The following is a 26,604-nucleotide window of genomic DNA, read 5'->3' on the forward strand; positions in this document are numbered from 1 at the left end:
CAGTCTTTCCTCGTCTACCTGCCTAATTTACTTACATAAGTTACGTTTGCCTTTTGGACTTCGTGACTTTGAGCCCACTCATCCTTTATGTAAGCCTTTATATTAGGTTTCTGTACGTCAGGCTACGATTTTGCTATTGCTTCTTCTCGCCATCACCTCACGGTGATAACCTTGCAAGTTGCTATGAGGTTCGTCGGCAACTACGCCCTACGTGGACTTTCACCACAGACTGACGGCATGCCCGTCATACTCAAAAAGACCCCCAGAAAATCTGAGGGTCTTTTTGATACTACACGATGTTATTATATTATATAATATTATTTGTCGTTTACTACACTACCAAGTATACCATTTATATACTTGTAGGCTCCGTCATCACAATACTTCTTAGCTAAATTTACGGCTTCATCACAAGAGATACCGTCTGGTATATCTATCATGTACAGAATTTCCGTAATAGCCATCCTAAGTATTGCAACATCGACTATTGGTAGGGTGTCAATAGTCCATTTTCTTGCAAACTTATTAATATTTGAATCTATCTCTTCTCTATTGGCATCAAAAGCAGCTACCATATCCATCAAGTAAGATGCATCCAATAAAAGATCTCCTGGCATTTCTAGTAGGTCAAGTTCCCTACCGCCATGTGAATTATGTATTTCCATTGCATCGTCCTGAACTGAAGGTATAAATTCTTCAAATTTTGCTTTTAAATCAGACCAGTCAGACTTTAGTACAGCTTCCTGGTACAAGAACTTCATAAATAGTTCTCTTGATACTTTTCTCTGTATTATTATATCCCTATTACTCATTATCTTTCTTTTCTCTTTCCTTTTTTACGTCAACACTTTCAACCCTAATGTTAACCTGTGATACCCTTAGACCTGCCATTGTTTCTACTGCGTTTATGATATTTTCCTGAACCTTCTGGCATACTTCTGGTATTATTTCTCCGTACTTTACAGAAAGAACCATCGATATCTCAGCCTGGTCTTCCTGGATTTCTACCTTTATTCCGTTATTTCTGAATAATTTATCTGTAAATGATGTTGATGTGTCAATTCCTTCTATTTCTAATGCTGCAAAACCAGCTATAGTCTGGATAACATCATTAGATATTTTTACTTGTCCTAAATTTTCCATGTTACACCTCCGTTAATAACTTCTCCCTACATAATACCAAATCACAGGGATTTTTGCAAACTATTTTTCCTTTATCAAACCACTCCTATAGGCTACAAGTAGCTTCTTTAAGTCCTCTACAGTCTCCTGTAATTGCTTACCGTCATTTGTATCTTTGATCTTCTTTCTACTGGACTTGTGCTCTACTAGGACTGTAGAAGATATAATATCCCTTCCATTTGCTACTGCATCTTCCTTGGATGTAAATGGCTCATGGGCTATTAGCTTTAGGTGCCTTGAGTTGTATATCAATGTATAGCCAGCCATACCCGTCTTGGACTGGTAGGCCTTTGAGAATCCACCATCTATTACAAATACCTTGCCCTGGGCTTTGACTGGGCTCTCACCCTTCTTAAACTTTACAGGAACGTGTCCATTTATGATATGGTCTTCTTCAAAATCCATATCAAACTCATCAAATATATGCTTCAATATATCCATATCTTCCCTAAGTGTGAAATAAGGGTTCTTGTTCTCCTTGTGGGTCTCCTTGTCCTCTATAAAATACCTTTCATAGGTAGTCATATCATCTTTACCAAACAGGGATGAACACTTGCCTGTCCACAAGTACCAAAATAGGTCTCTTCCGTAGTCTTTTTTGCTACCGTCAGAACCATAATAACCCTCTCTAACAAGGGCTTCCATCTTGTCCAGCAAAGCCTTGCCAGAATATCTCTGCCCCTCTAGTTCCATGGACATAAAACTGCCATCATCATTTAGGGGAACACCACCATGTATTAATAGGTTTCCATTGTACTTAAGATATATTGATCCCTTTGAAAACAAAAAATTAATATGCTTTTGTAATTTATCACTCATTGAGAATGATCTGACTAGCTTGTCTACAACATCATGCTCCTCACCAGTAAGCCTAAAAGGACTCGCTGGATCAATTGTTGGGAAATTTCTATCGACTAGGTCATACTCTTTACCCTTAATAGTTATAATACCTGACTCGTAGTCAACCTTGTCAAGGAGCATCCTGTGGTCCATCTCATACTCAGGATGTCTAGATATAATCTCACCCTCAAGTTTGAACTGGATTATTGATATGGCCTTGTGCATCTTGGCTATCAAGGATATTTCCCTGGTATTGAACTCATCCTTGTCAACCTTTGGTATAAACTCCTTACAAGGGTCGTCCTTGTAAACGGCAGATGCAAATGTTGCAAGAGGCAAAAGGTTGATACCGTAGACATCCTCAAGTACATCCAAATTAGCGTACCTAGAAGATATTCTAACAGCGTTGGCTATACAAGTCTTCTCACCTGCAGCTGCCCCCATCCACAGAATATCGTGGTTGCCCCACTGGATATCAACACAGTGGTGTTTGATCAACCTATCAATGATAAGGTCAGGCCTAGGCCCCCTATCATATATGTCTCCTACTATGTGCAACCTATCAACTACCAACCTCTGTATAGACTTGGATATGGCAACTATAAAGTCCTGTGCCTGACCCAAATCTATAATAGTATCTATTAAAGACTCGTAGTATTCTTCCTTGTGCTCACTCTTTCTATGCTCGTGTAATAGTTCCTCTATAATGTAGGAATATTCTTCAGGTAGCAACTTTCTAACCTTGGACCTTGTATATTTACTAGAACAATACTTACAAAGCTCAACTAGCCTGTAGATATATATCCTATAAAACTCGTCCATATTTTGTTCAGTCTTTCTAATAAGCTCTAGCTTGCTATTTGGATAATATACCAAGGTTGCAAGCGTACTCTTTTCAGACTCCATCATAGTGTCGGAGAACAGCTCGTCAATCTTTCTTCTAACAACACCTGAACCGTTCTTTAATACATGGATAAAAGGCTCATGCTCACCATGTATATCAGATAGAAAATGCTCAGTCCCCTTAGGAAGATTTAGTATTGCCTCCAAATTTATTATCTCTGTGCTGGCCTTTGAAATAGTAGGATAGCGACTAGACAACAACCTAAGGTATTTCATATCCAACTCTGTATCTACTTGTGTATACTTGTTTTCCATATCCAACGCTCCTTATATAAGATCAGTCTATGCTTCTTTATCACCCATATTTTCAATATATGTTTTTATTTCATTGACAACATTACCCTCATGTAGGGCTATACCCTGTCTGATAGCATTCTTTATTGCCCTTGCATTTGAAGAACCATGTGCCTTTATGACCCCACCTTCAACTCCCAAAAACGGTGCTCCACCAACTGCAGTATAGTCAAGTAGGTCCTTGACCTTTACTAGTTCAGACTTCATCAGTAGGGCTCCTATCTTAGACTTTGTTGTAGACATCATAGCCTGCTTTAGGGTCTTTAATAATGATATAACAGTTCCCTCTAGGGTCTTTAGGATGATATTGCCTATAAATCCATCGCAAACAACTACATCACATACACCATTTAGGATTTCCCTAGTTTCCATATTGCCTATAAAATTGATAGATTTTTCTTCAGATAAGTCTTCAAAAGACTTCTTGACAAGGTCATTACCCTTGGCCTCTTCAGTACCTATATTGGCTAGGGCTATCCTAGGATTTTCAATCCCCATGACCCTCTTGGCATAAATATCTGTCATTATAGCAAAATCATGTAGGTTCTCAACACTACAATCTACATTTGCCCCTGTATCCGATAGCATGACATATCCACCATCTATAGTAGGTATGCTAGAGCATATACAAGGTCTAGAAATACCCTTAATCCTCTTTACAACGAATACACCGCCACTTAAAAGGGCCCCAGTAGAACCAGCTGAGATTACTACATCGGCCTTCTTGTCCTTGACCATCTTTAGGGCAACCACCATAGAAGAATCAGTCTTTCTCCTGATAGCTGAGACAGGCTTTTCTTCATTTGTAATTACCTGAGTTGTATGTACAAGCTCTATCTTTGACTTGTCGCAGTTATGCTTTTTTAATTCATTTTCAATCTGGTCCTTGTCACCAGTTATGATGATATCTACACCATATTCATTAACAGCCATACAAGCCCCTTCTACAACTGCCTGTGGTGCATTATCTCCACCCATTCCATCTATAACTATTTTCATGATTACCTCCATTAACTTTCATACTATAATTATACCATATTTAGGGGTATTGTAGGGGACTAGAGGTGTTAATTGGAAAAAGATGTAATAGTATCACACTAGCATTTATTAAAATTATCCTATTTACCTTCCTTATCAAGCCATTTAATTGCATATGTGCATGATGCCTCAATCTCGTTACCATTAGCCCTAATTGTATCAACTGCCTCTTTCATTAGCTTGCCTGCTATTCCCTGACCTCTTAAAGATCCGTCAACAAAAGTATGGTTAATATTATTGACTCCTTCTCTTACTTCAGGAAAGGTTACCTCAGCAACCATCTGACCTTCTTCATTATTCATATAGATTCTTTCTTTTTCTTTGATAAACATAGCATTACCTCCTTAATAATATATTAATAAAACACATCCACCTAGCATGATAGTAGCAATCGTACAAGTATCTCTTCCTAATCTTCTTTATATTCTTTGCAAACAACTAACTATGTATCATCCATACTTTGCCTTTATTACATATAATACCATATTAAAGTTCCTATACACATTAAAATATATAATTTTTAGACTTTTTATCTTTTATAAGTACGCAAAAATAGCGTAGATAAAAATCTACGCTACCTAACATTCTCTTTTTTACTAAATCTAATTAGTCAACTGATACTACTTCCTTACCATCGTATGATCCACAAGTTGGACACACTCTGTGTGGAAGCTTTGGTTCGTGACACTGTGGACACTCTACAAAACCAGCTGGAACCATCTTTGAATTAGACGCTCTTCTCATATTCTTTTTAGATTTAGATGTTCTACGCTTTGGTACTGCCATGAAGACACCTCCTTACTCTATTTTAACAATTCTTTTAACTTAGCAAATCTAGGGTCAATGTCATCATCTTCTGTATCATCTACCGGACACTCACATTCATGCAAGTTTAGGTTGACTCCACAGCCTGAACATATACCTTTGCAGTCTTCGCTACATATTACTTTTGGTGGTAAATTACTTGTCAATGTCGCATTTACAATATCCAAGAGGTCAACCTCGCTGGAATCAATTGAAAATACATCCACATCCTCATATTCACCTTCGTCATATTCATCTCTCATCAAGTAGGCAACTACATCATAATCAAGTGCACTTTCAACCTCAACTAGGCATCTAGCACAATTATCAATATAGTCAAAAGAGACCTTCATCTTCAATAAGAAGTTTCTACCAGTCCTCTCAACCCTACCCTCTAGACGAATAGGTGACGTCAATCTCAACTCTCCTTGACCAAAATCCAATTCAGAATTTTCATCAACAATAGAAAAATCAATATGATCTCTACTTTTATTACTAAGAGAATCAATATTTAACATCATAACTATCACCTCTAAAAACATTACCTATCCATTATACATTCCAAGTTTTTTTTTGTCAATAGTTTTAATCTACAATTCTAGCTAATAGCTGATTTTTTAAAGATAGAAGCTACAATTGTAAATTCTCATAAGACAAGAGGAGGAATCTGGATAATTTATATATCAGGACCCGTTAGTACGGGTCCTAAATATACTCTACTACTTAGACAATCTTAGTGTATCTCTAGCTATCATTAATTCTTCGTTTGTTGGTATTAATAATACCTTAACCTTAGAATCATCAGCTGAGATTATTCTGTCCTTACCTCTTACATTGTTCTTTTCTGCATCTAGCTTGATACCCATGAAGTCCATGTCAGCACAGATCATCTCTCTCATACTTATACCATTTTCTCCAAGACCTGCTGTAAATACTATAGCATCTACACCATTCATTTCAGCAGCGTAAGCACCTATGTACTTCTTTACTCTCTGAGCATAGGCATCTAGGGCATTGATAGCAAGTTCGTTACCTTCAGCTGCAGCATCTTCTATATCTCTAAAGTCTGAAGATATACCAGTCATACCGTATACTCCTGACTCCTTGTTCATTAGCTTGTCGACACCATCAGCATCTAAACCTTCCTTCTTCATTACAAAAGGTATTATAGCTGGATCTATGTCACCACATCTAGTTCCCATGATTAGACCTTCAAGTGGAGTGAGACCCATTGATGTATCAACTGACTTTCCACCATCTACTGCAGTTATAGATGCACCGTTACCTAGGTGGCAAGTTATTATCTTAACTTCTTCTGGCTTCTTGCCTAACATTTCAGCAGCCTTCTGTGAAACGTATAGGTGAGATGTACCGTGGAATCCATATCTTCTTACACCATGCTTAGTGTATAATTCATGTGGTAGACCATACATAAATGACTTCTTAGGCATAGTCTGGTGGAAGGCTGTATCAAATACAGCTACCATTGGTACATCTGGAAGTATAGCCTTACAAGCTTCTACACCCATTAGGTTAGCTGGATTGTGTAGAGGAGCAAGATCGCTACAATCCTTTATAGCTGCTACTACTTCATCAGTTAGTACTGCAGATGAAGCAAACTTTTCTCCACCGTGTACTATTCTATGACCTACAGCATCTATTTCTGACATTTCCTTTACAGCACCAACTTTTGAGTCAGCTACTGCACTTAGTACATGTCCTATCGCATCCTTGTGGTCCTTCATTGGTTCTTCAACGATATGCTTACCTTCCATACCGTCCTTTTCATGCTTAAGGATAGATCCTTCAATTCCTATTCTCTCAACTAACCCCTTGCAAAGTACAGCCTCATTGTCCATATCAACTAACTGATACTTCAATGATGAACTACCACAATTTAATACCAAAACTTTCATTAATAATTACCTCCATGTATAATTCATTGTATATATATTACTAGGACTATTTCAAATTAGCTTGCCATACCTAGTCAATATCATTTTTTTGTTCCAACCTGGTTATAAGGTTGAAATAATCTACCTCACCATTCTCCAACTGTTCTCTGTGGTTACTGTAGTATTTTTGGTAGTAGATACTAGAAGACCTAAGATCAAAATCAAACAACATCTTATAGACTGGATTTTCAATATAAGAATCCGTAAGCTTTGCCTTAGCTGGACTAGACACTACGTCTACGTCAGATACTTCTTTAATCTTTTTTAGTATTTCTCTACCCTTATCATTAAGAGCCAACACCCTAACATATGGCAATTGCTTTAAATTCTTGGCAATGTCCATATCTCTATCTTTTACACCTAGTAGGATATTGAACAAACATCTTCTTATCTTTGATGAAGTATATCTTTTAGACTTCAATTCTGCAACTACATCGTCAAATTTAGGTGCCCTGACAACAGTCTTTCTTATAGAATTTTCAAGCCCTTCTTTTACCTCAAAATAATTGTGAAGTGTGCCTTCATTTCTTATTACACAAGTTCTTATTTCACTGAAAAAGTCCTCATTGTCAAGCGGATACATTTCCTTAGATATCATGTCTATCAACTCAAAATATATGGTCTTTGGAACACTATTTTCAATAATTGAAATCTTCCTTAAGAAGTCACGCTTGTCCTTTGTATTCATTACATTCTCACGCAACTCAAGTCCATTCAAGACCTTTCTAATAGCAGTAGCAGATGATATATCACCACTTACTTCCCTAGAATTGTGACCAGCACTCATTCTTCTAATTGTAATTGGCTCCATCTTTGAATCAAGTCTTATAAGTTCCCTTAGATACTCTATTGCCAAGATATTGTTTGACCCCTTGAAAAAGTCACTTGGTACCTCATCCATATATTCTCTTACTGCCATCTCCCTAGCTACAGCAAATGGCATACCTTCTTCTATGTTTTTTCTAAGGCTAACTTCGTAGTCACCACTGATACCCATTGAAATGGCAGCTGCCTCTTTTAACTTGTCAATCTCTCCATGTTCTGACCCAAAGCAAAAACTATCTACACAGTTTAGGGCTTCTAAAGTCATAACAGCCCCTCTAGAAAATATTTCCGCTGTCTGAGTTGCATAATAGGCAGGCATTTCTAATACTAGGTCAACACCGTTATCCAAGGCCATCTTAGCCCTAGTGTACTTGTCAACTATGGCTGGACCACCTCTTTGAACAAAGTTACCGCTAGTAACTGCAACCAAGTGACTACAAGATGATTTTTCCTTAAATTCTTCAATATGGTACTTGTGTCCATTGTGAAACGGATTGTATTCCGCAATTATTCCCCCAATTTTCATCAGTATTCCCCTTTAACTATATAAAATATTCTATAATTTATATTTATTACAGCTGTGACTTGTTGTTTCTCACTTCTGCAAGAAGCTCTGCCAAAGTAGATTCAGCAGTGTCTAGGAGTTCTATTGAGTAACTTCTAGCACCATCTCTTAGGTTTCTAGTATACTCAGTAGCTTCCTTTATCATCCTTTCAGACCTAGCCTTAGCATCCTTAGTTATCCTATTTTCTGATACCAATTCTTCAGCCCTAATAGTAGCTTCCTTCATCATATTTTCTATTTCAGAGTCTACTTGCTTATTTTTTATTATTATTTCTTCATTACATTCCTTGTATTTTTGATCTCTTTCACGCTTAGCATCATCAAGCAAGAACTTGGCGTCATTTCTGGCAGCTTCAAGTATTGCATCCTGTTCCTTGATAATATTTATGGCAGTTTCAAGTTCAAAAGGTAGGGCATCTTTTAGTTCTGATAGTAGGTCCAAAAATTCTTCCTTATCTATACCTACTTTTTTTGAAAGTGGAAAACCACTTGCTTCATCGAGTATAATCTCCATATCATGAATTATGTCCATTATTTTTATATTTTCGCTCATACTGACCTCCAGTTAATCCATTTCTTACTAGCCATATCATCAATATGGCTTATTTGTTTGACTTATATAATTAACATGTCCTGCCTGTTTTTCTTACTTGTCTTTTTTGTTATTTTTCTTTGACAACTCTCTTAAAACACAAGCCGGAACTAAATTTTTTATTTCTGCATTAAAGTGTAGTACTTCTTTTATCAATGATGAACTAACAAAAGAATATTTGGTATTAGTAGGCAATATGACTGTTTCAATATCTGTACATAATTCCTTATTCATATGGGCCATCTGTAGCTCATAGTCTACATCAGCTGCAGACCTTACACCCCTAACCAATACACTTATATCATTTTGCTTACAATAATCTATTAAAAGACCTTCGAAAAATATTATTTCAACATTGTCAATATGACAAGTGGCCTCTTTTATTAAATTCATTCTTTCCTCTATTGTAAAAAGACTATTTTTATTTGGGTTAATTAAAACTCCAATTTTCAATTCGTCAAATAGCTTGGAAGCTCTTTCTATAATATCTACATGCCCATTTGTGACAGGATCAAAACTCCCTGCAAAAATTGCCTTTATGGATTTACTCATCTTCGTCCTCCAAACCATAAATTGTTACCGCTGTTTTTCCGTATTTCTTATTTTTTATGATATTAAGACCATCTACTTCTTCGATAGCCACTTGATAGTCATGCTCCACTACCAATATCCCATCTTCTTCTAGTATGCCTTGGTCTACAATCTCTTTTAGTACCTCGCCAAACAAACCCTTATAGTATGGCGGATCTATAAATATTATATCCATCTTCTCTTTTTTGGAAGAAATATTGCTAATGGCCTTTAAGTAGTCACCAAGTATCACTGTAGACCTAGCTTCAAACTTGGCCTTGGATATATTTGATTTTGTAACACCAATACTTTTCGGATCCTTGTCACAAAAATAAACGTGGCTTGCTCCCCTTGATAAGGCCTCTACACCAAGAGCTCCACTTCCAGAAAAAAGATCTAGAACCTCTGCATCATAGACATACGGAGATATAACGTTAAACATCGACTCCTTAACCCTATCAGTAGTAGGTCTTATGTCATAATCTTCTGGAGTATTTAACTTAAGTCCTCTGGCACTTCCTGAAATAACTCTCATTAAAATACCTCCTATTAATAATTAAACTGTACTCCTATATTTTATCACAATAAGACCCTTTTAACTAGGTAATATACTTATAAAGATATATTTTCACCAATATTTTTAAACATTTTTTCTATATTTTGCCTCAATCCTTTGTTTTCTATAAAATCTAATCCTGGATCCTTACTGTATATCTCCCTGGCTTCTAGCTGAACCATCCTAAGTATCTTGATATGTTTAAATAGGTTTGCAACCTTAAGTTCAGGAAGACCATGCTGCCTAGTCCCAAAGAAGTCTCCAGGTCCCCTTATTTCAAGGTCTTTTTCAGATATTACAAAACCGTCATTGGTCTCTTCCATTATATCCATCCTTTTCTTGCAGACATCTGATCTTGACTTGTATATCAAGCAACAATACGACTTGGATTTGCCCCTTCCTACTCGTCCTCTTAACTGGTGGAGCTGAGCAAGTCCAAACCTCTCTGCATTTTCTACAACCATAACAGTGGCATTAGGCACATTGACCCCAACCTCTATAACAGTAGTTGAAACCAGAATATCTAATTCATGGTTTTTAAACGCCTCCATGACTTCATCTTTTTCTGATGGCTTCATCTTACCGTGCAATAGACCTATTCTAAGGTCTGTAAAAAACCTATACTGTAGTTCATCATATACTTCTGTAGCAGACTTGACATCCAATACTTCGCTCTCTTCAACCAAGGGACATACAACATATACCTGGTGGCCCATCTCTACTTCTTTTCTTATATTTCGCTCATAGTATATATCCCTCTTGTCCTCGTAAACAGCTATTGTATCTATCTTTTGTCTACCTGGAGGCAACTCGTCTATAATAGATATATCCAGGTCTCCGTACAGAATAAGGGCAAGGGTCCTAGGTATAGGTGTCGCCGTCATAACTAAGACATCTGGACTAAGGGCCTTGGCAGTCAGCCTACCCCTTTGCCTAACACCAAACCTATGCTGTTCATCCGTAATTACAAGTCCTAGCTTATTAAACTCTACCTTGTCCTCTATAAGGGCATGGGTACCTATTAAAATGTCTATCTCTCCATTTTTTAGTCTTTCCCTTATATCCTCAGATCTTTTCTTGGATACGCTCCCCGTAAGTAGTTCTACCCTTATTGGTGTATTTTTAAAAAAGTCAAGAAATGACTCAAAATGCTGGTTGGCCAATATCTCGGTAGGTGCCATATAGGCTCCTTGATATCCATTTAGTACTGTATTCGCTAAGGCAAGTTGGGCAACAGCAGTCTTGCCAGATCCCACATCACCCTGGACTAGCCTATTCATGACCTTGCCTGACTCCATATCCCTTAGGATATCATCATAGGCTCTTTGTTGGGCACGTGTCAACTTGAATCCTAGACCATTTTCAATAGCCTTTAGGTCCTTGTGAACAGGCTGACTGATGCCACTAGCAATCCTATTGTCACCCTTTATAGTGAACAAGCCCAACTGTAAAAATAAGAGCTCTTCAAATATAAGCCTGAACATTGCTATCTTGACATTTTCTTTTTTCTCAGGGAAATGCATACTCTTAATAGCAAAGTTGATATCGCATAGGTTGTACTTGTCTATGATCCATTGTGGCAGGTATTCCTTGATCTTGATATCCGGCATCTCAAAAATATTCCTGATCATGCCCATGACATCCTTGTTTGTAACACCATTAGATAGCTTGTATACCGGTATTATTATTCCTGTATTCTTGTCTAGCTTGTCGTATTCTATCTCACAATTGTGCATCTCTACAATACCTGTAGGCCTTATCTTAACAGTACCAAAGACCTTGACCTCATCCCCCACCCTAAAGGTATTTCTAAGATAGCCCTTGTTAAAGAAAACAAGCTTACAGGCCTTGGTATCATCCTTTACAAATAATTCAGTTATACTGAGCTTTCTTACCCTTCTAGAGCTGATCCTCTCTATCTTTACTTCTATGGCTACTTTTTCACCATCCTCTAGTTGAAAAACTTTCTTTACCCTAGAACGGTCCTCAAACTGTCTTGGAAAGTAGAAAAGGGCATCTTCTATGGTGAATATACCTAGCTTTGACATCTTGTCAGCTTTTTTGGGGCCAATACCCTTGATATATTGTATTTTTTCATTTAGTACACTGTACATATACCTTCCTCCCTATAAAAAAGGAGCCACCTTAAAGCAGCTCCATCCTAAGTATCATCTATTCAACTGAAATTAGATAGTAATATAATGGCTGACCACCATAATATAGTTCTACATCTAAATCATCAAACTCATCCTGAATAATTTCAGCAAACAATCTAGCACTATCTTCTTCTACGTCTTCTCCATAGTAAATAGTAACTATAGCTGAATCTTCGTCCACCATAGACTTGATCAGTTTCTTAGTAACTTTGTTTACATCCTTGCCAGAATCTACAAGCTTCTTAGCAGTTATACCTATGATGTCACCTTCTGAAACTTCTATTCCATCCATTATAGTGTCTCTTACAGCAAATGTTACTTCGCCTGACTTGACCATACTAATTGACTCCATAAATCTAGCCATATTATCTTCTGGATTTGCATCCGGCTCAAAGTTTATAAGACTTGATATACCCTGAGGTATATTTTTTGTAGGAACTACATATACATCCTTGTCTGAAAGCTCCTTAGCCTGGTTAGCAGCCATTATAACATTTGAGTTGTTTGGTAGGATAAATATATGATCAGCATTTACAGCCCCAACTGCATTCATAAAGTCTTCTGTAGATGGGTTCATCGTCTGTCCACCCTCTATTACTATATCTACTCCAAACTCTTCAAATATTTCAGCTAGACCCCTACCCATTGTCGTAGTTATAAATCCATACTTTTTCTTTTCCTGCTGACCGGCAGCTTCCTTAACGCTAGATGCTTGTTCAATCCTTACACCCTCTATAGCCTGCTCTTGTTCTTCATCAGGTATAATTGTGTTGTTGTGCTGAAGTCTCATATTTTCTATTTTGATAGTCACCAACTGACCAAACTTTAGAGCCTCCTGTAGGGCATTTCCTGGATTGTTGGTATGAACGTGAACCTTAATCATTCCGTCATAGCCTACAACAACCAAACTATCCCCATATCCTAGCATAATGTCTCTTATAGTATCTTCTTCAACCTTGTCTGATTCAAGTATGAACTCAGTACAGTATCCAAATTTTATATCGGCATTCTGAGCTGAATCACTCATAAGACCAACCTGTGCTGGCTTAGAGGACTCATCTTGAGCATCCAATAGCTCTACTGGCTGTCCCTTAATAGCAAATAGCATACCTTCATAAAGGCATACTAGACCCTTACCACCTGAATCAACAACCCCAGCATCCTTCAAGTTTTTCAGAAGATTAGGAGTCCTCTCTAGTGATGCCTCAGCTTCCATTACAACTGCCTCCATAAGTTCAGATACAGTCTTGAACTTATGTGAATTTAATATAGCAAATTCTCCTGACTCTCTAACAACTGTCAGAATTGTACCCTCTATAGGCTTTATAACAGCCTTATAGGCAGTATCTGCACCTGACTTTAAAGCCTTAGCTAGGTCTTCAACTCCTAATTCTTTCTTGCCTTCCATTGAAGAAGCCATACCCCTGATAATCTGAGAAAGGATAACACCTGAATTACCCCTGGCTCCCATCAAAGATCCCTTTGATAGGGTCTTTCCTACTTCTGTCAGATTATCATTTTTTAAATTATTTAGTTCTCTAATAGCAGATGATATCGTCATCGACATATTAGTACCAGTATCCCCATCTGGTACAGGGAATACATTTAGTTTGTCTATCAAGTCCTTGTTATTTTTAAGGTTATTAGCTCCCGACACAAACATCTCCCTAAATAATTTACCATTTATACTTTGATTCATTTCTCTCCTCCTGTTTACTTAACTCTTATTCCCTGAACGCTTACAGTAACCTGGTTAATCTTTACGCCCGAATAAGTCTCAACAGTATACTTTATTCTCTCTATTATATTATTTGCAACTGTAGTTATATTAGTTCCATACTGTAATATTACAAATATTTCAATATCAACTTCTGTTTCGTTTAATTCTACTATGTTTACACCCTTAGTAGCATTTTCTCCCTTTAATAACTCAACTATTCCCTTTGACTTTGAAGAAAATCCGACCAAACCGTAACTTTCTGTAGCAGCCTTATAAGTAAGCTGGGCTAATACATGCTTGTCTATTTCTATTTTTCCTAATTTATTACTTACTAGTGAACTCATGCCTTACCTCCTAATAGTGTACATATATCTTATATTAATATATAAAAGCTTTTAATTCAATATTTTGATCGAACTTTTTCTCATATACTTGTTACCTACCTCCTATTATACAGAAAAATTCATATTAATGCAATTTATACTTGATTTTTTCAACCTGTTATGATATTATTAATTATGTTTTTAGGCTTAATATTATAGTATTAAGGAGGTGTGCTCAATGTCAAAGGTATGTAGCGTGTGCGGTAAGGGTAAAGTATCTGGTAACCAGGTATCTCACTCAAACAAGCATAACAAGAGAAGTTGGTCAGCAAACTTAAGAAATGTTAAGATCGTAGAGGATGGTACTCCAAAGAGAGTTTCTGTTTGTACAAGATGTTTACGTTCAGGAAAAGTTGAAAGAGCATAGTAAATTAAAATGGTGTCCACAGGACACCTTTTTTTACATTCTAGGCAAAATCAAGCATATGGTAATTGATTAAATACCTTATGGCTTTAAATATTAAAATTAATCAAATCTATTCTTTATCAATATAAATAATATATCACTTATAAAAGAGGTGCTAGTCCATTTTTTGAACTAGCACCTCTTTTATAATTATTTTTTATTATTTAAATCATCGATTGTTTTTTTAAACCTGATATTTACTTTAAATAGGTCTGCATCCAATACAATCTCTATAGCACCCTTTTGAAGCTCAACGTAAGATTTAGTAATAGATAGTCCTAGACCAGAACCCTCTGTATTTCTAGACCTATCACCTCTTATAAATCTTTCAATTATTTCGTCTTCCCTAAAATCTATAAAGTTCTCAGATATATTTTTGAATGATATAAGTACCTCGTCACCCTCATCTCGTATCTCAACATAGGCTCTGGTATTCGGCATAGCATACTTAGACATATTAACCAATAGATTTTCAAACACCCTATAGGTTTTTTCCCCATCTAACTCTAGTATGACCTTATATTCCGGATACTTGGTCATCAGCATTATATTCCTATTTGCAAGTATGTCTTCTAGTTCTCCCACTGTCTGCTTCATCAACTCTACAACATTTATGTAGTTTAAATTTAGCTTTATATTTCCTGTTTGAGCCTTGGATATTTCAAACATATCATCTATAAGAATTTTGAGTCTTTCAGATTTCCTATTTATAGTCTCTATATATTTTCTAGCATCTCCTGATGTATCCATATTCATCAATAGGTCTGAATAGGTTATAATGGATGTCAAAGGTGTCTTTAAGTCATGTGATACATTGGATATCAACTCACTTTTCATCTGCTGACTCCTTATTTCCTCTTGAACAGATTTCTTGTATGCCTCTTTTATAGATACCAGTTGTAGCTTAATCTCGTTATATACACCTATATTCTCGCTTTCTATATCCTTATCTAGGTCACCCTTGGCAATAGACTCTGTAAGCTCAAGGAGTTTTGAATAATCCTCTACTACATCTTTAATCTGCCTTGAAACAACCTTTATATAGCTAAGCATAAGTATCAAAAATATAAGAATAGACATAACCCAAGGAAGAGGTTCTGTATACTTGGTTACTGATAAGACAGTAGCCCCTGCAAATACTATAACAATACCTATAATCCATAACCTATTATATTTCTTGCTCATATCAAATAATACAACACTATTTATAAATGCCTTAACCCTTGCCAAGTATCTAGATAAAATATAGTAGATTACGCTATTATTTTCGATATATTTCTTAGGACCATATTCAATAAATCGCTTGAATATTACAACATAACAGAATACAAATGTATATGAACAGAACCAAAATACTATATTTATAAAATTTACTATATTCCTATACCAGGTCGGGTCAATTCGACTTTGCATTATGCCCCTGAGTATGCTGCCATTTATAGTTTCTCTTAACATATATACTTTGGGCACACTGTCAATAAATGTAAAGTATATTATAGTAGCAACAGACAGTATAACAAATAGTGGCAATTTAAGGCCTGTAGATATCCCCCAATACTTTTTCAATTGGCTTGTAGGTATTAATAAAGTTATTATAATTATAGCTAGACATATCTTTTCCTGAAAGCTCACAAAGTCATCATAGACCTCTCTCTCCGTGTCATACATAATATAGGAAATAGAGTTTTCAGGTTTATAAAAAGATATATCAAGATTATTAGGTAAAGCGTAGACAAATATCCTGTTTTTAATTGGATCTATACTGTAGGCACCAAACCCTTCATAGTGGTCTGGATCAACAATATATACTTCATCTAATTTTTTTCTAGATTCAAGCTGTAAAAAATAGTTATTAAAACCCGCTTCATTTATACCATATGTGTATAGAGTCTTATAGTTGCCCTTATCATCATACTCCAAGACCACATAGTTTCTATACTTTTCAGACAAGTGGTCGCTGATACTCTTACTGACCTCTCTCCTTTGGTGGGTATTCATATTGCTACGGTTGTCCTTGTACTCTAGTATTTTATCTATGATATTATTATCAAAATTATAATTTGATATTCTGTGACCTGTCTTTGTATTTATTGTGAGATATTTTTGTTGCCCTTCTGAGCCAAGTATGTAGTCACTTACACTCTTAAAGCTTTCGTCAAATGAATTTTTTATATCTTCCTCTTCTAACTTTGCAGAATAGTAATCAACATCTACATTTTCAACTAGCTTATCAATAGTTGATTTAGATAAATAAAAGTCCGCTGGTCTTTGTATTCTATTATTTTCATTTTGGCTAGCCTTGTAATTAAGATAATAATTTGAGTCGAACAAACTATTTGCATACATAAGCGAGTCAAACGGGTTTGAACGTTTTGTCTTTGCAAGTTGTAGCTCAACTCCGTAATATGAATACATGGTAAAGGCTGTCAAGCAAACCATTATTAAATTCACCAACACTGTAAAGTAGGTCTTACTTATTTTAACATCAATTCTATTAAATATTTTCTTATATTTTGTCGATTTTATATCCAACTCCCCACACCACCTTTAGGTATTTAGGATTTTTAGAGTCAAGTTCTATTTTTTCTCTAATGTTCCTTATATGTACCATAACTGTATCAGTGCTTATCGCTGTTTCGTTCCAAACTTTTTCATATATTTCTTCAGACGAATATACCCTACCTGGATTCTTAATCAAAAGATTTATAATTTTAAATTCTATAGGAGTTATCTTTACTGGCAATCCATCAACTGTTACAACTCTTGTGTGCTCATTTAATTCTAGACCACCTATTGTATAGATACCATCATTTTTATTTTCTTCTCCGCCCTCTTTTACAAGGTTTAAATACTTAGTGTATCTTCTTAGCTGTGAGTTGACTCTTGCTAGAAGCTCTAAAGGTTTAAATGGCTTGTTCACATAGTCATCAGCACCTATATTAAGTCCCATTATCTTGTCTACTTCTTCTGACTTTGCAGAAAGTATTATTACAGGGAAGTCGTACTTTTCCCTCAACTTCATAATCATTGTTGTACCATCCATTACAGGCATCATAAGATCAACTATGGCAAGGTGGACTTCATTTTTTTCAATCATTTCTAGACCTTCTTGCCCGTTACTTGCCTTTATTACTTCATATCCTTGGTTACGTAAGTATACTTCAACTGCGTCGGCTATATCTTTTTCATCTTCTACCAGAAGTACCGTATATACTTTCATTGATTTAGTCTCCTTATAATTCATTCTTTATAACCAAAAGATAGCCTTCTTCAAGACTTATAGAACACTTTTGGCCTATCATTACATTTGAAATTCCTCTTGGTTTTGAAAATTCCATATCATATTTTTCCAGTGGATACTCCAATCCACCAAGTGTAACTCCCTTAGCATCGCCATACAAGGGTATAAGAGAAATCAAATCACCAGCTTTTCCACTTATTTCTAGAGGATCTTTTCCTACTATATACAAGTCTCTATTCTTATCTAATATCCTAGGATTTAAACCCCTTTTGATAATATAATACAGTAGGTGTATGTTAGCTATTTCATGGTCTATTCTGCCTCCAAGAGCCCCGTATAAATCTATACTTTGGGCTCCCAAGTCTCTTGCCAACCATATAGCTAACTCCGTGTCTGTCTCGTTTTTTTTGCTGGGATACTTCTTAAATTCCGTACCTTTTTCAATAAAAAAAGTTAGAGATTCTTTGTCAATTGAATCAAGATCTCCTACTATGTAGTCTGGTACTGCTCCTATTCTCTGAAGGTGATTTGCTCCACCATCGACCCCAATTACGATATCGTAATTTTCCTTGTCAAACTTAGACTTTATTTGATCTATATCCTCTATCTCTCCATTTAAAAACAAACTTGCTTTTTTTTCTTTAGCCAATTTGATCAACTACTTTCCCTGAGCTGCATTTCTAAGGTCTTCTACAGCCTTGTTTATATCATCGTGTCCGAATATTGATGAACCACCAACTATGATATTGGCACCTGCGTCTACTACTTCCTTTATATTAGAAGCCTTGACACCACCGTCAACCTCTATATCTATTTCTAGGCCTCTTTCATCGATCATAGACTTTAGTTCTTTGATCTTATTGATAGTTTCTGGTATAAATGCCTGTCCACCAAATCCAGGGTTTACTGACATCAATAGTACCATATCAACATCACATAAAACATGCTTTATAGTTTCTACTGGTGTTGCTGGATTTAATACTACTCCAGCCTTCATGCCATGTGATTTTATATTTTGTATAGTCCTGTGTAGGTGAGTACATGCTTCCTGGTGTACAGTTACTATATCACATCCAGCATCTGCAAGTGCATCCATATATGCATCTGGATCTGTAATCATCAGGTGGGCATCAAATACCATATCTATATCTTTTCTAAGACTCTTTATTACAGCTGGTCCAAATGTGATATTAGGCACATAGTGTCCATCCATAACATCTAAGTGTAGGTATTCACAACCTGCATCCTGAGCCTTCTTACAATCCGCTAATAGTTCAGCAAAGTTTGCTGATAATATTGATGGCGCTAACTTTATCATTATAATTTCCTCCTAAATTTTCCATTATTATTTATTTCATCTAACAATTGTAAATAAGATTCATATCTTCTCTTTGAAATATGTCCATTTTCTACTGCTTCTTTTACGCCGCAATCCGGCTCATTTTTGTGTATGCATTTATTACCAAACCTACAATCACTATACTCGCCAAACTCAACAAAATATTCCCTAAGTTCCTCTGGATCAAGTTCATTGACATCAAAAGATGAAAAACCTGGCGTATCTGCAACAACTGCATTCTTTCCTATCTTGTATAGCTCGGCATGTCTTGTAGTATGCTTACCCCTACCCAACTTTTGAGATATCTCAGCCGTCTTGAGGTTAAACTCAGGGTCAATAGCATTGAGTATAGAAGACTTTCCAACTCCAGACTGGCCTGCAAATACAGAAACACATCCTTCCATTTCTTCTATTACCCTGTCGATATTTTCTCCTGTCCTAGCGCATACATCTATGACAGGATATCCTATAGACTCAAACTCTTCCTTAATCTGATTTGATATAAGCCTGTCTTCATCGAGGTCAGTCTTGGTAAGAAGGATTACAATCTCTAACTCTTCTCTCTCTGCCAGTATTATAAACCTATCTAGAAGAGACAGATTAGGTACAGGTTCCTTGACAGAAAAAGTGATTAGGACCTTGTCTATATTGGCTATAGGAGGTCTAACTAGATATGATTTTCTAGGCAATATTTCATCTATTATGCCCTTCTTGCCTTCTTCATCTAGTATGGATAACACAACACGATCTCCTACTAGAGGTGCCATATTTTTCTTCCTAAATATACCCCTTGCCTTGCATTCATAGATATCTTCACCCACTTGTACATAGTAAAAGCTACTGATACCCTTAATAATTATTCCTTTTGTCAAACCTATCCTCCTACTCAAATAATATCAACTTGTCTACTATTATACCTATCTCTTAATTATATCATAGATTAATCTCTTTAGATAAGCCCCAAGATATATTTATTGTTCCTATATTACTATACCACCATTGACTGACATGATTTGCCCTGTGATAAATCCTGCCTCTTTTGATGCTAGGTAAAGAACCATTGACGATATGTCTCCTACCTTGCCAAGCTCCATAATAGGAGTTTCATCTCTTAAACAAGCAAGGTCATCTTCTGTATAGCCCTCCATCATATCCGTCATAATAACACCCGGAGATACACAGTTAACCCTTATGCCAGATGGACCAACCTCCTTGGCTAGGGCCTTTGTAAGACCAATAACACCAGCCTTACTAGCTGAGTATATTACTTCACAGGAACCTCCAACTTCACCCCACATTGACGCTATGTTGATTATTTTACCGTCATGTTGTGGCTGCATGATTTTTAGAGCCTCTCTTGAACACAGGTAAACAGACCTTAGGTTAGAATCTATTACATAATTCCAAGCATCTGTACTTGTATCAGTTAACAGGCTTCCATCAAGGGCTACACCCGCATTATTGACCAATAGATCCAATCTTCCATATGTCTTGTATATATAGTCAAACATCTCTATAACTTGATTTTCCTGGGATACATCAGCCCTATAAATTTGTGCCTTGTATCCATTAGATCTTATCTTGTCCACTAGGTCTTTGGCCTTTTCATGAGACTTATTGTAGTTTATTATTATCTCATAGCCTGCCTTAGAAAGGTCTATGGCTATCTGCCTTCCTATCCCCCTAGACGCTCCTGTAACAAGTGCAACTTTATTCATAGTCCCTCCTTATAAAATTTAAATACAATACCAACTTCTTTTATGTCATAAAAAGATTGTATGACATAAAAAAGAGCTATCTAAGATAGCCCTTTTATTAATTACTATTCAACTACAGAACCTGTTCTGGAAGAATCATCTATAACACTGCCAGAACCACTTGATGATCCTGATGAACTTTCACCTGATGATCCACTAGAACCTCTAGAAGTGCTTCCACTTGATGATCCACTAGAACCCCTAGAAGAAGATCCTCTTGATGATCCACTAGTGTCAGGTTCAACTATCCTAGTTGATCCTCCTGTAGAACCTGTATCAGGATTTGGATTGTATGATGGATTTGAGCCTTCCTCAATGATGCTTGGTTTTTCCTCAGACTTCTTTTTGCCCTTGCTGACAACCAATGATACCTTCTGTCCTTCATCACTAGATCCACCTACCAAACTCTGACTTAGAACCGTTCCTTCAGGAGCACTATTATATTCGTATTTGACATTACCCAAAAGCAGGCCGTTATCGTTTAGAAGTTTCTCAGCCTGAGTTAGCTTTAATCCTATCACATTAGGAACTGGAACCTTACTAGCCCCCTTACTGACTATTACTTCTATTGAGTCTCCCTTATTAAGGTTGGATCCACTGCTAGGAGTCTGACTTATAATTTTACCTTCAGGAACTTGACTAGAATATTCCTCAGATTTAACAACCAATTTTATGCCCGTACCATCTAGCTTATTTTGTGCTTCTGCAAGGCTCATATTCAGTAGACTAGGGGCAACAACTTGCTCCTGGTTAGACCTATTTGAAAATGGTCCTAGCCCCATCAATTTTGCAAAAACAGCCGCATAACCTATTAGTATCAGGATCAATATAGCAGCCAAAATCTTTAGCCTTCTTCTAGACTGAGGTGTCTCCTGTCTCTTATTCTTTTTTCTATCCTTTTTATCTTTTTTCTTATCTCTTCTGGACTTTTTCTTATTTTCGTAGTATTCGTCTTCATCATATTCATCATCGTAATACTCATCTTCGTAGTATTCGTCTTCATAATCATCGTCGTCATACTCTTCGTAATCCCTATTTACATTAGGCTTTCTACCAAAGAAAGGTGTAGGATCCTTGTGGTCCATATCGGCTGTTGCAAAGGAATCGTAGTCCTTTATATAATTGAGGTCTATATTTCTCTCAACATACTCTATATCCTCTATTAACTCTTCAGCTGTCTGATATCTTCCATCAGGATTTTTGTCAGTCAACTTGGAAATGATTGTCCTAACGCTCTTTGGAACCCTAACGACCTCCTCATTGGAGAATACAATCTCTTCATTGATATGCTTTAGGGCTATAGAAATTGGGCTGTCTCCGCTAAATGGAACCCTACCTATTATCATCTCATAAAGAACTATCCCCAAGGAATAAAGGTCTGCATTTGATGTCAAGTGCTTGCCCTTGGCCTGTTCTGGTGAAATATAATGGACAGACCCTATTACACTTCCCATATTCGTCATAGTTGATGATGACACAGCCTTGGCTATACCAAAGTCAGCAACCTTCACCTGCCTTCCATCCTTGGATATAAGGATATTATGAGGCTTTATATCACGGTGGATAATACCGTTTCTATGAGCCGCACCAAGAGCCCTTGCTATCTGTTTTGCTATGTCTAGAGCAGTATATTCTTCAAGAGAACCTTCATTTTGAATTATCTCTTTTAGGTTCTGGCCATCGACATACTCCATTACTATATAGTGAACCTTGCCATCTTCGCCGACATCATATACATTCACTATATTAGGGTGAGATAGACTGGCAACAGCCTCTGCCTCTCTCTTAAACTTAACCAAAAATTCCTGGTCATCTACAAACTCAGGTCTTAGTACCTTTACTGCTACTATTCTATTTAATAACTTATCCCTAGCCTGGTATACAAAGGCCATACCTCCGTCACCAATTTTTCTAAGGATTTCATATCTGTTTCCTAATACCGTTGCTCCCATAATAACACCACCTTACGCTACAACTATTATTACAGTTACATTATCTTTACCTGATGACTGGTTTGCTAGGTCTACTAGGTTGTCAGCTACCTTGTCCAAAGCTTCATCAACTTCAAAAACCTTAACTATATCATCATGCACAGCAGCACCAGTTAGACCGTCAGTAGTCAAAAGTAGCTTTTGTCCGCTAGTAAGTTCTTCTGTAAAGATATCCACAACCACAATCGGCTCAGTTCCTACCGCCCTAGTAATCTTATTTCTATCTGGATGGCTCCTAGCCTCTTCTTCTGTTATAATATTGGCCTTGATATACTCCTCTACAATTGAGTGGTCAGATGTAACTCTTCTAAGATTGCCACCCTCTTCAATATAACATCTTGAATCTCCGACATTGGCTATATAGGCCTTGTTGTCGTATACAATTGCAAGTGTAAGAGTTGTACCCATGCCTTCATACGTTATATCTTCTCTAGATTTCTCATAGATCATAGAATTCACAGTATTGTATGCCTGCTTTATAATATCATCTATGTATTCGATTTTTACTGTATCATTTTGTATAAGGTTGTCATTGAAAAAATCTATGATATTGTCAACTGCCAACTGGCTTGCTACTTCACCCTTATTGTGACCTCCCATACCATCGGCTATGGCAAATATACCTATCTCTTTTCCATCACCTATTTCTATTATCTCCCCTTTGCAATAGTCTTCGTTGTTTTTTCTGACCATTCCAATATGAGAAGTACAAACAAAATCCATACTATTCCTCCTTTGAAGTTCCCTTGTAGTCTCTCCTCAACTGACCACAGGCACCGCTTATGTCAGAGCCCATAGAGTTTCTGATCGATACAGGAATCTTGTTTTTATCCAAATAATTTTTGAATTTATTAATGTATTCTATGTTTGGTTTTTCATAGTCTCTTTCAGCAATCGGATTAATAGGGATCAAATTAACATGACACAACATACCCCTCAAGAGCTCAACTAATTTCTTAGCCTCCCTATCAGTATTGTTCTTGTCTTTTATCAAGGCATACTCAAAAGTAACCCTCCTATTAGTCTTAGATATGTAGTACCTACATGCATCCATCAACTCTTTAATCGTATATTTTTTGGCTATTGGCATTATTTCCTTTCTCTCTTCATCATATGGAGAATGTAGAGAGATCGCAAGGTTTATCGGAATCTGCATATCGGCAAGTTCCAATATCCTATCTACCAAACCACACGTTGAAAGGGTAATATGTCTATTACCTATATTCAAGCCGTTTTTTTCATTTACCAACTTCAAAAATCTCATAGAGTTGTCAAAATTGTCAAGAGGTTCTCCACTGCCCATCATGACTATATTAGACACCCTCTTGCCCAGGTCTTCTTGAACCTTCATAATCTGGTCAAGTATTTCCCATGCTTCTAAGTGCCTAGAAAGACCGCCTATTGTAGATGCACAAAAGTTACATCCCATACGACATCCTACCTGGTTTGACACACAGACTGTAAGCCTGCTATCATAATCCATAGCGACTGTCTCTATGATATTTCCGTCGTTTAAAAGAAAAAGATATTTCTTTGTATTATCTATCTTTGACTCTAGTTTAAGTTCTATATCAAGGTTGCCAATTATTGACTTTTCCCTCAATTTGTCCCTCAGACTCTTAGGTACATTTTTCATTTCATCAAAGTCCCTGATGTTTTTGTAGACCCAAGAATAAACCTGGGCTGCCCTAAACTTTTTCTCGCCCAAAGATAAGATAAACTCCACCATCTCTTCTTCAGTCAGGTTTTTAAGAACTACTTTCCCTATCTTACCTTCATTCATTATACCACACCTCGATTAATTTTTAAATTTTTTTCATCCTACAGATAAAGAATCCGTCCATATCATCCCTGTCTGGAATAATTTCCAGGTATCCTTTGTCCAACCTTTCTCTTTCAAAAGGCAAGTTTTCTATTGATTCTATTTTAAATTCTTTGTTATCTTTCAAAAATTCTTCAATTAGTTCGATATTTTCCTCTTTGAATATAGTGCAAGTCGAGTATATAAGGACTCCATCTTTTTTTATGTACTTTGATGCATTGTCCAGGATTTTTCTCTGTATCTTGGGTAGTGAATCAACATCTTCTTTTTTCTTGTATTTTATTTCAGGCTTCCTCCTGACTATACCCATACCTGAACAAGGAACATCACATACTACATAATCAAATGCCCCCACATAATCTTCATTTAGGACCATGGCATTGTTGATGCAGGCTTCTATATTAGTTAGACCCAGCCTATTTGAGTAGGCCTTGATAAGTTTGATCTTGTGGTCAAAAACATCACATGCCAATACAGAACCTGAATCTTTCATCATTTCTCCTATATGGCATGACTTGCCACCTGGTGCTGCACAAAGGTCTAGTACCTTAGAATTCTTCTTAGGGTTTAGGGCCCTTGCCACCATCATTGAAGATATATCCTGAACGCTTATATAACCACTTTTAAATAGGTCCTTGTTTTCAATCTGTTTGAAGTTCTCAACTTCTATGGCTTCTTCTAAAATATGCCTATCTCTGACTATGACGCCATCCTTTTCCAGCCTATCTACTATATATTTTTTTAGGTCTGACAGATTTTCACCATCTCTTAACTTGTTCCTATTTATCCTTAGGAAAATCCTCGGCCTAATAGACAAGGCAGCTAAGATATTGGACGTCCTCTCTTTTCCATACTGGTCACTGATCCTATCGACAATCCAGTCCTCATATGAATACTTTATAGCTAGATTTTTGTAGCTATCGTCTAGGTCCAAAATGCTATCCTTCTCTCTTGATATATTTCTTAAGATTGCATTTACAAAACCTGATGAACGCCTATCTATCTTCTTCATCATCTTAACCGCTTCATCTATGACTCCATAATCAGCCACCCTATCTAGGTATAGGAGTTGGTATACACCCATTCTCAATATTATCTTGACTGAGTGATTCATCTTTTTTACTTTTATTTTAGATTTTTTATTTATCATATAGTCCAAGGTCCTCTTGTTGGCTACAACACCATAAACAATCTCAGTAGCAAGGCCCCTATCCTTATTAGTTAACTTGCTATCTTTTAAAAATTTATTTAGTGCTATATTAGAGTAGTTGGAGTTTTTTTCTATATCTAGTAGTACCTTATAGGCAATATTTCTCGCTGTCATTATAATCCACCAATCTTTATAAACTAATCGAGTAGGGAGGACTTTCTCCTCCCTCTCACACCACCGTACGTGCCGTTCGGCATACGGCGGTTCAATTCATGTAATAATCTAAACAACTAATGAGTCCTCGCTTTGCGAGGATTTCTTTTGTTATCTTGCGAAGTCCGGCTGTTTTTGCTACCGCCTGATAATGGTCTGCAAATCCTACGGATTGTCTTGCCATCCATTCGGGTACGCCAAGTTTCTTTAACCCCCACATCCTTTTCTCACTGGTTTTCCACTGTTTCCAGATGACTATTCTCATACGGTTTCGAAGATGTTCGTCTATTTTTGTCATATTT

The 26,604-nt window shown here is 36.6% G+C and carries 27 protein-coding genes; 1 reads left to right on the plus strand and 26 read right to left on the minus strand.

Annotation, left to right across the window (positions count from 1 at the left end; genetic code table 11):
• Nucleotides 1-317: 317 nt before the first annotated feature.
• The 15 genes from nusB to F823_RS0107830 all read right to left on the minus strand — a co-directional run bounded on the left by nusB (nucleotide 318) and on the right by F823_RS0107830 (nucleotide 14,344).
• A complete protein-coding gene (gene nusB / locus F823_RS0107760) occupies nucleotides 318-812 on the minus strand; it encodes a transcription antitermination factor NusB (RefSeq protein WP_002846053.1) in 495 nt (164 codons plus the stop codon).
• On the minus strand, nucleotides 805-1,143 hold the full coding sequence (locus F823_RS0107765; RefSeq protein ID WP_002842666.1) for an Asp23/Gls24 family envelope stress response protein: 339 nt from the start codon (nucleotides 1,141-1,143) through the stop codon (nucleotides 805-807). The genes nusB and F823_RS0107765 overlap by 8 nt, the downstream gene beginning before the upstream one ends.
• A gap of 60 nt (nucleotides 1,144-1,203) precedes the next feature.
• On the minus strand, nucleotides 1,204-3,180 hold the full coding sequence (locus F823_RS0107770) for a fructose-bisphosphatase class III (protein ID WP_002846051.1): 1,977 nt from the start codon (nucleotides 3,178-3,180) through the stop codon (nucleotides 1,204-1,206).
• A 27-nt stretch (nucleotides 3,181-3,207) separates the two neighbouring features.
• The gene (plsX, locus tag F823_RS0107775; protein ID WP_019595571.1) at nucleotides 3,208-4,218 is read right to left on the minus strand and encodes a phosphate acyltransferase PlsX; all 1,011 of its coding nucleotides are present in this window, start codon (nucleotides 4,216-4,218) and stop codon (nucleotides 3,208-3,210) included.
• Nucleotides 4,219-4,337: 119 nt separating this feature from the next.
• Nucleotides 4,338-4,589, minus strand: coding sequence for a GNAT family N-acetyltransferase (locus F823_RS0107780; protein WP_002842719.1), 252 nt, complete (start codon nucleotides 4,587-4,589; stop codon nucleotides 4,338-4,340).
• A 274-nt stretch (nucleotides 4,590-4,863) separates the two neighbouring features.
• Complete coding sequence (gene rpmF, locus F823_RS0107785; protein WP_002842672.1) at nucleotides 4,864-5,043, minus strand: 50S ribosomal protein L32; 180 nt, start codon at nucleotides 5,041-5,043, stop codon at nucleotides 4,864-4,866.
• 17 nt (nucleotides 5,044-5,060) lie between these two features.
• Nucleotides 5,061-5,582 (minus strand): YceD family protein, encoded by a 522-nt coding sequence (locus F823_RS0107790; protein ID WP_002842670.1) that lies wholly within the window; start codon nucleotides 5,580-5,582, stop codon nucleotides 5,061-5,063.
• Nucleotides 5,583-5,780: 198 nt separating this feature from the next.
• A complete protein-coding gene (locus tag F823_RS0107795) occupies nucleotides 5,781-6,977 on the minus strand; it encodes an acetate/propionate family kinase (RefSeq protein ID WP_002846048.1) in 1,197 nt (398 codons plus the stop codon).
• A gap of 70 nt (nucleotides 6,978-7,047) precedes the next feature.
• Nucleotides 7,048-8,367, minus strand: coding sequence for a nucleotidyltransferase (locus F823_RS0107800; protein WP_019595572.1), 1,320 nt, complete (start codon nucleotides 8,365-8,367; stop codon nucleotides 7,048-7,050).
• Between the two features lie 46 nt (nucleotides 8,368-8,413).
• Complete coding sequence (locus tag F823_RS0107805) at nucleotides 8,414-8,959, minus strand: hypothetical protein (RefSeq protein WP_002842675.1); 546 nt, start codon at nucleotides 8,957-8,959, stop codon at nucleotides 8,414-8,416.
• A gap of 93 nt (nucleotides 8,960-9,052) precedes the next feature.
• A complete protein-coding gene (gene coaD, locus F823_RS0107810; RefSeq protein ID WP_002842722.1) occupies nucleotides 9,053-9,550 on the minus strand; it encodes a pantetheine-phosphate adenylyltransferase in 498 nt (165 codons plus the stop codon).
• Nucleotides 9,543-10,103, minus strand: a complete 561-nt coding sequence (rsmD, locus tag F823_RS0107815; protein WP_002846045.1) for a 16S rRNA (guanine(966)-N(2))-methyltransferase RsmD — start codon at nucleotides 10,101-10,103, stop codon at nucleotides 9,543-9,545. Before rsmD ends, coaD begins: the two co-directional genes overlap by 8 nt.
• A 77-nt stretch (nucleotides 10,104-10,180) precedes the next feature.
• Entirely contained in the window at nucleotides 10,181-12,238 is a 2,058-nt protein-coding gene (gene recG / locus F823_RS0107820; protein ID WP_019595573.1) for an ATP-dependent DNA helicase RecG, read from the minus strand.
• Between the two features lie 58 nt (nucleotides 12,239-12,296).
• On the minus strand, nucleotides 12,297-13,979 hold the full coding sequence (locus tag F823_RS0107825) for a DAK2 domain-containing protein (RefSeq protein WP_002846042.1): 1,683 nt from the start codon (nucleotides 13,977-13,979) through the stop codon (nucleotides 12,297-12,299).
• A 14-nt stretch (nucleotides 13,980-13,993) separates the two neighbouring features.
• Complete coding sequence (locus tag F823_RS0107830) at nucleotides 13,994-14,344, minus strand: Asp23/Gls24 family envelope stress response protein (RefSeq protein ID WP_002842710.1); 351 nt, start codon at nucleotides 14,342-14,344, stop codon at nucleotides 13,994-13,996.
• A 217-nt stretch (nucleotides 14,345-14,561) separates the two neighbouring features.
• Here F823_RS0107830 and rpmB point away from each other — a divergent pair, with 217 nt between their 5' ends.
• A complete protein-coding gene (gene rpmB / locus F823_RS0107835; RefSeq protein WP_002842707.1) occupies nucleotides 14,562-14,750 on the plus strand; it encodes a 50S ribosomal protein L28 in 189 nt (62 codons plus the stop codon).
• A gap of 189 nt (nucleotides 14,751-14,939) precedes the next feature.
• On the opposite strand, the gene F823_RS0107840 is transcribed toward rpmB, so the two are convergent.
• From F823_RS0107840 to F823_RS0107890, 11 genes are all read right to left on the minus strand, one after another.
• Nucleotides 14,940-17,321: a sensor histidine kinase gene (locus F823_RS0107840; RefSeq protein ID WP_002846041.1), complete on the minus strand. Its 2,382-nt coding sequence runs from the start codon at nucleotides 17,319-17,321 to the stop codon at nucleotides 14,940-14,942.
• Complete coding sequence (locus F823_RS0107845; RefSeq protein WP_002842684.1) at nucleotides 17,296-18,009, minus strand: response regulator transcription factor; 714 nt, start codon at nucleotides 18,007-18,009, stop codon at nucleotides 17,296-17,298. The genes F823_RS0107840 and F823_RS0107845 overlap by 26 nt, the downstream gene beginning before the upstream one ends.
• Before the next feature lie 13 nt (nucleotides 18,010-18,022).
• Nucleotides 18,023-18,679: a thiamine diphosphokinase gene (locus F823_RS0107850; protein WP_026333368.1), complete on the minus strand. Its 657-nt coding sequence runs from the start codon at nucleotides 18,677-18,679 to the stop codon at nucleotides 18,023-18,025.
• A 9-nt stretch (nucleotides 18,680-18,688) separates the two neighbouring features.
• Nucleotides 18,689-19,348 (minus strand): ribulose-phosphate 3-epimerase, encoded by a 660-nt coding sequence (rpe, locus tag F823_RS0107855; RefSeq protein ID WP_002842714.1) that lies wholly within the window; start codon nucleotides 19,346-19,348, stop codon nucleotides 18,689-18,691.
• Nucleotides 19,348-20,241 (minus strand): ribosome small subunit-dependent GTPase A, encoded by an 894-nt coding sequence (gene rsgA / locus F823_RS0107860; protein WP_002842709.1) that lies wholly within the window; start codon nucleotides 20,239-20,241, stop codon nucleotides 19,348-19,350. The genes rpe and rsgA overlap by 1 nt, the downstream gene beginning before the upstream one ends.
• A gap of 108 nt (nucleotides 20,242-20,349) precedes the next feature.
• On the minus strand, nucleotides 20,350-21,087 hold the full coding sequence (gene ymfI, locus F823_RS0107865) for an elongation factor P 5-aminopentanone reductase (protein WP_002846037.1): 738 nt from the start codon (nucleotides 21,085-21,087) through the stop codon (nucleotides 20,350-20,352).
• A gap of 104 nt (nucleotides 21,088-21,191) precedes the next feature.
• Entirely contained in the window at nucleotides 21,192-23,078 is a 1,887-nt protein-coding gene (gene pknB, locus F823_RS0107870; protein WP_019595574.1) for a Stk1 family PASTA domain-containing Ser/Thr kinase, read from the minus strand.
• Between the two features lie 12 nt (nucleotides 23,079-23,090).
• Nucleotides 23,091-23,840, minus strand: a complete 750-nt coding sequence (locus tag F823_RS0107875) for a Stp1/IreP family PP2C-type Ser/Thr phosphatase (RefSeq protein ID WP_002842717.1) — start codon at nucleotides 23,838-23,840, stop codon at nucleotides 23,091-23,093.
• 1 nt (nucleotide 23,841) lies between these two features.
• On the minus strand, nucleotides 23,842-24,900 hold the full coding sequence (rlmN, locus tag F823_RS0107880; RefSeq protein ID WP_002846034.1) for a dual-specificity RNA methyltransferase RlmN: 1,059 nt from the start codon (nucleotides 24,898-24,900) through the stop codon (nucleotides 23,842-23,844).
• A 22-nt stretch (nucleotides 24,901-24,922) separates the two neighbouring features.
• Nucleotides 24,923-26,263, minus strand: a complete 1,341-nt coding sequence (gene rsmB, locus F823_RS0107885) for a 16S rRNA (cytosine(967)-C(5))-methyltransferase RsmB (RefSeq protein WP_019595575.1) — start codon at nucleotides 26,261-26,263, stop codon at nucleotides 24,923-24,925.
• Nucleotides 26,264-26,354: 91 nt separating this feature from the next.
• Nucleotides 26,355-26,604 (minus strand): hypothetical protein (locus F823_RS0107890; protein WP_019595461.1); only part of this gene is annotated, 250 nt, incomplete at its 5' end.

It is taken from the genome of Peptostreptococcus anaerobius VPI 4330 = DSM 2949, assembly GCF_000381525.1.
In the GTDB taxonomy this organism is placed as follows: Bacteria; Bacillota; Clostridia; order Peptostreptococcales; family Peptostreptococcaceae; genus Peptostreptococcus; species Peptostreptococcus anaerobius.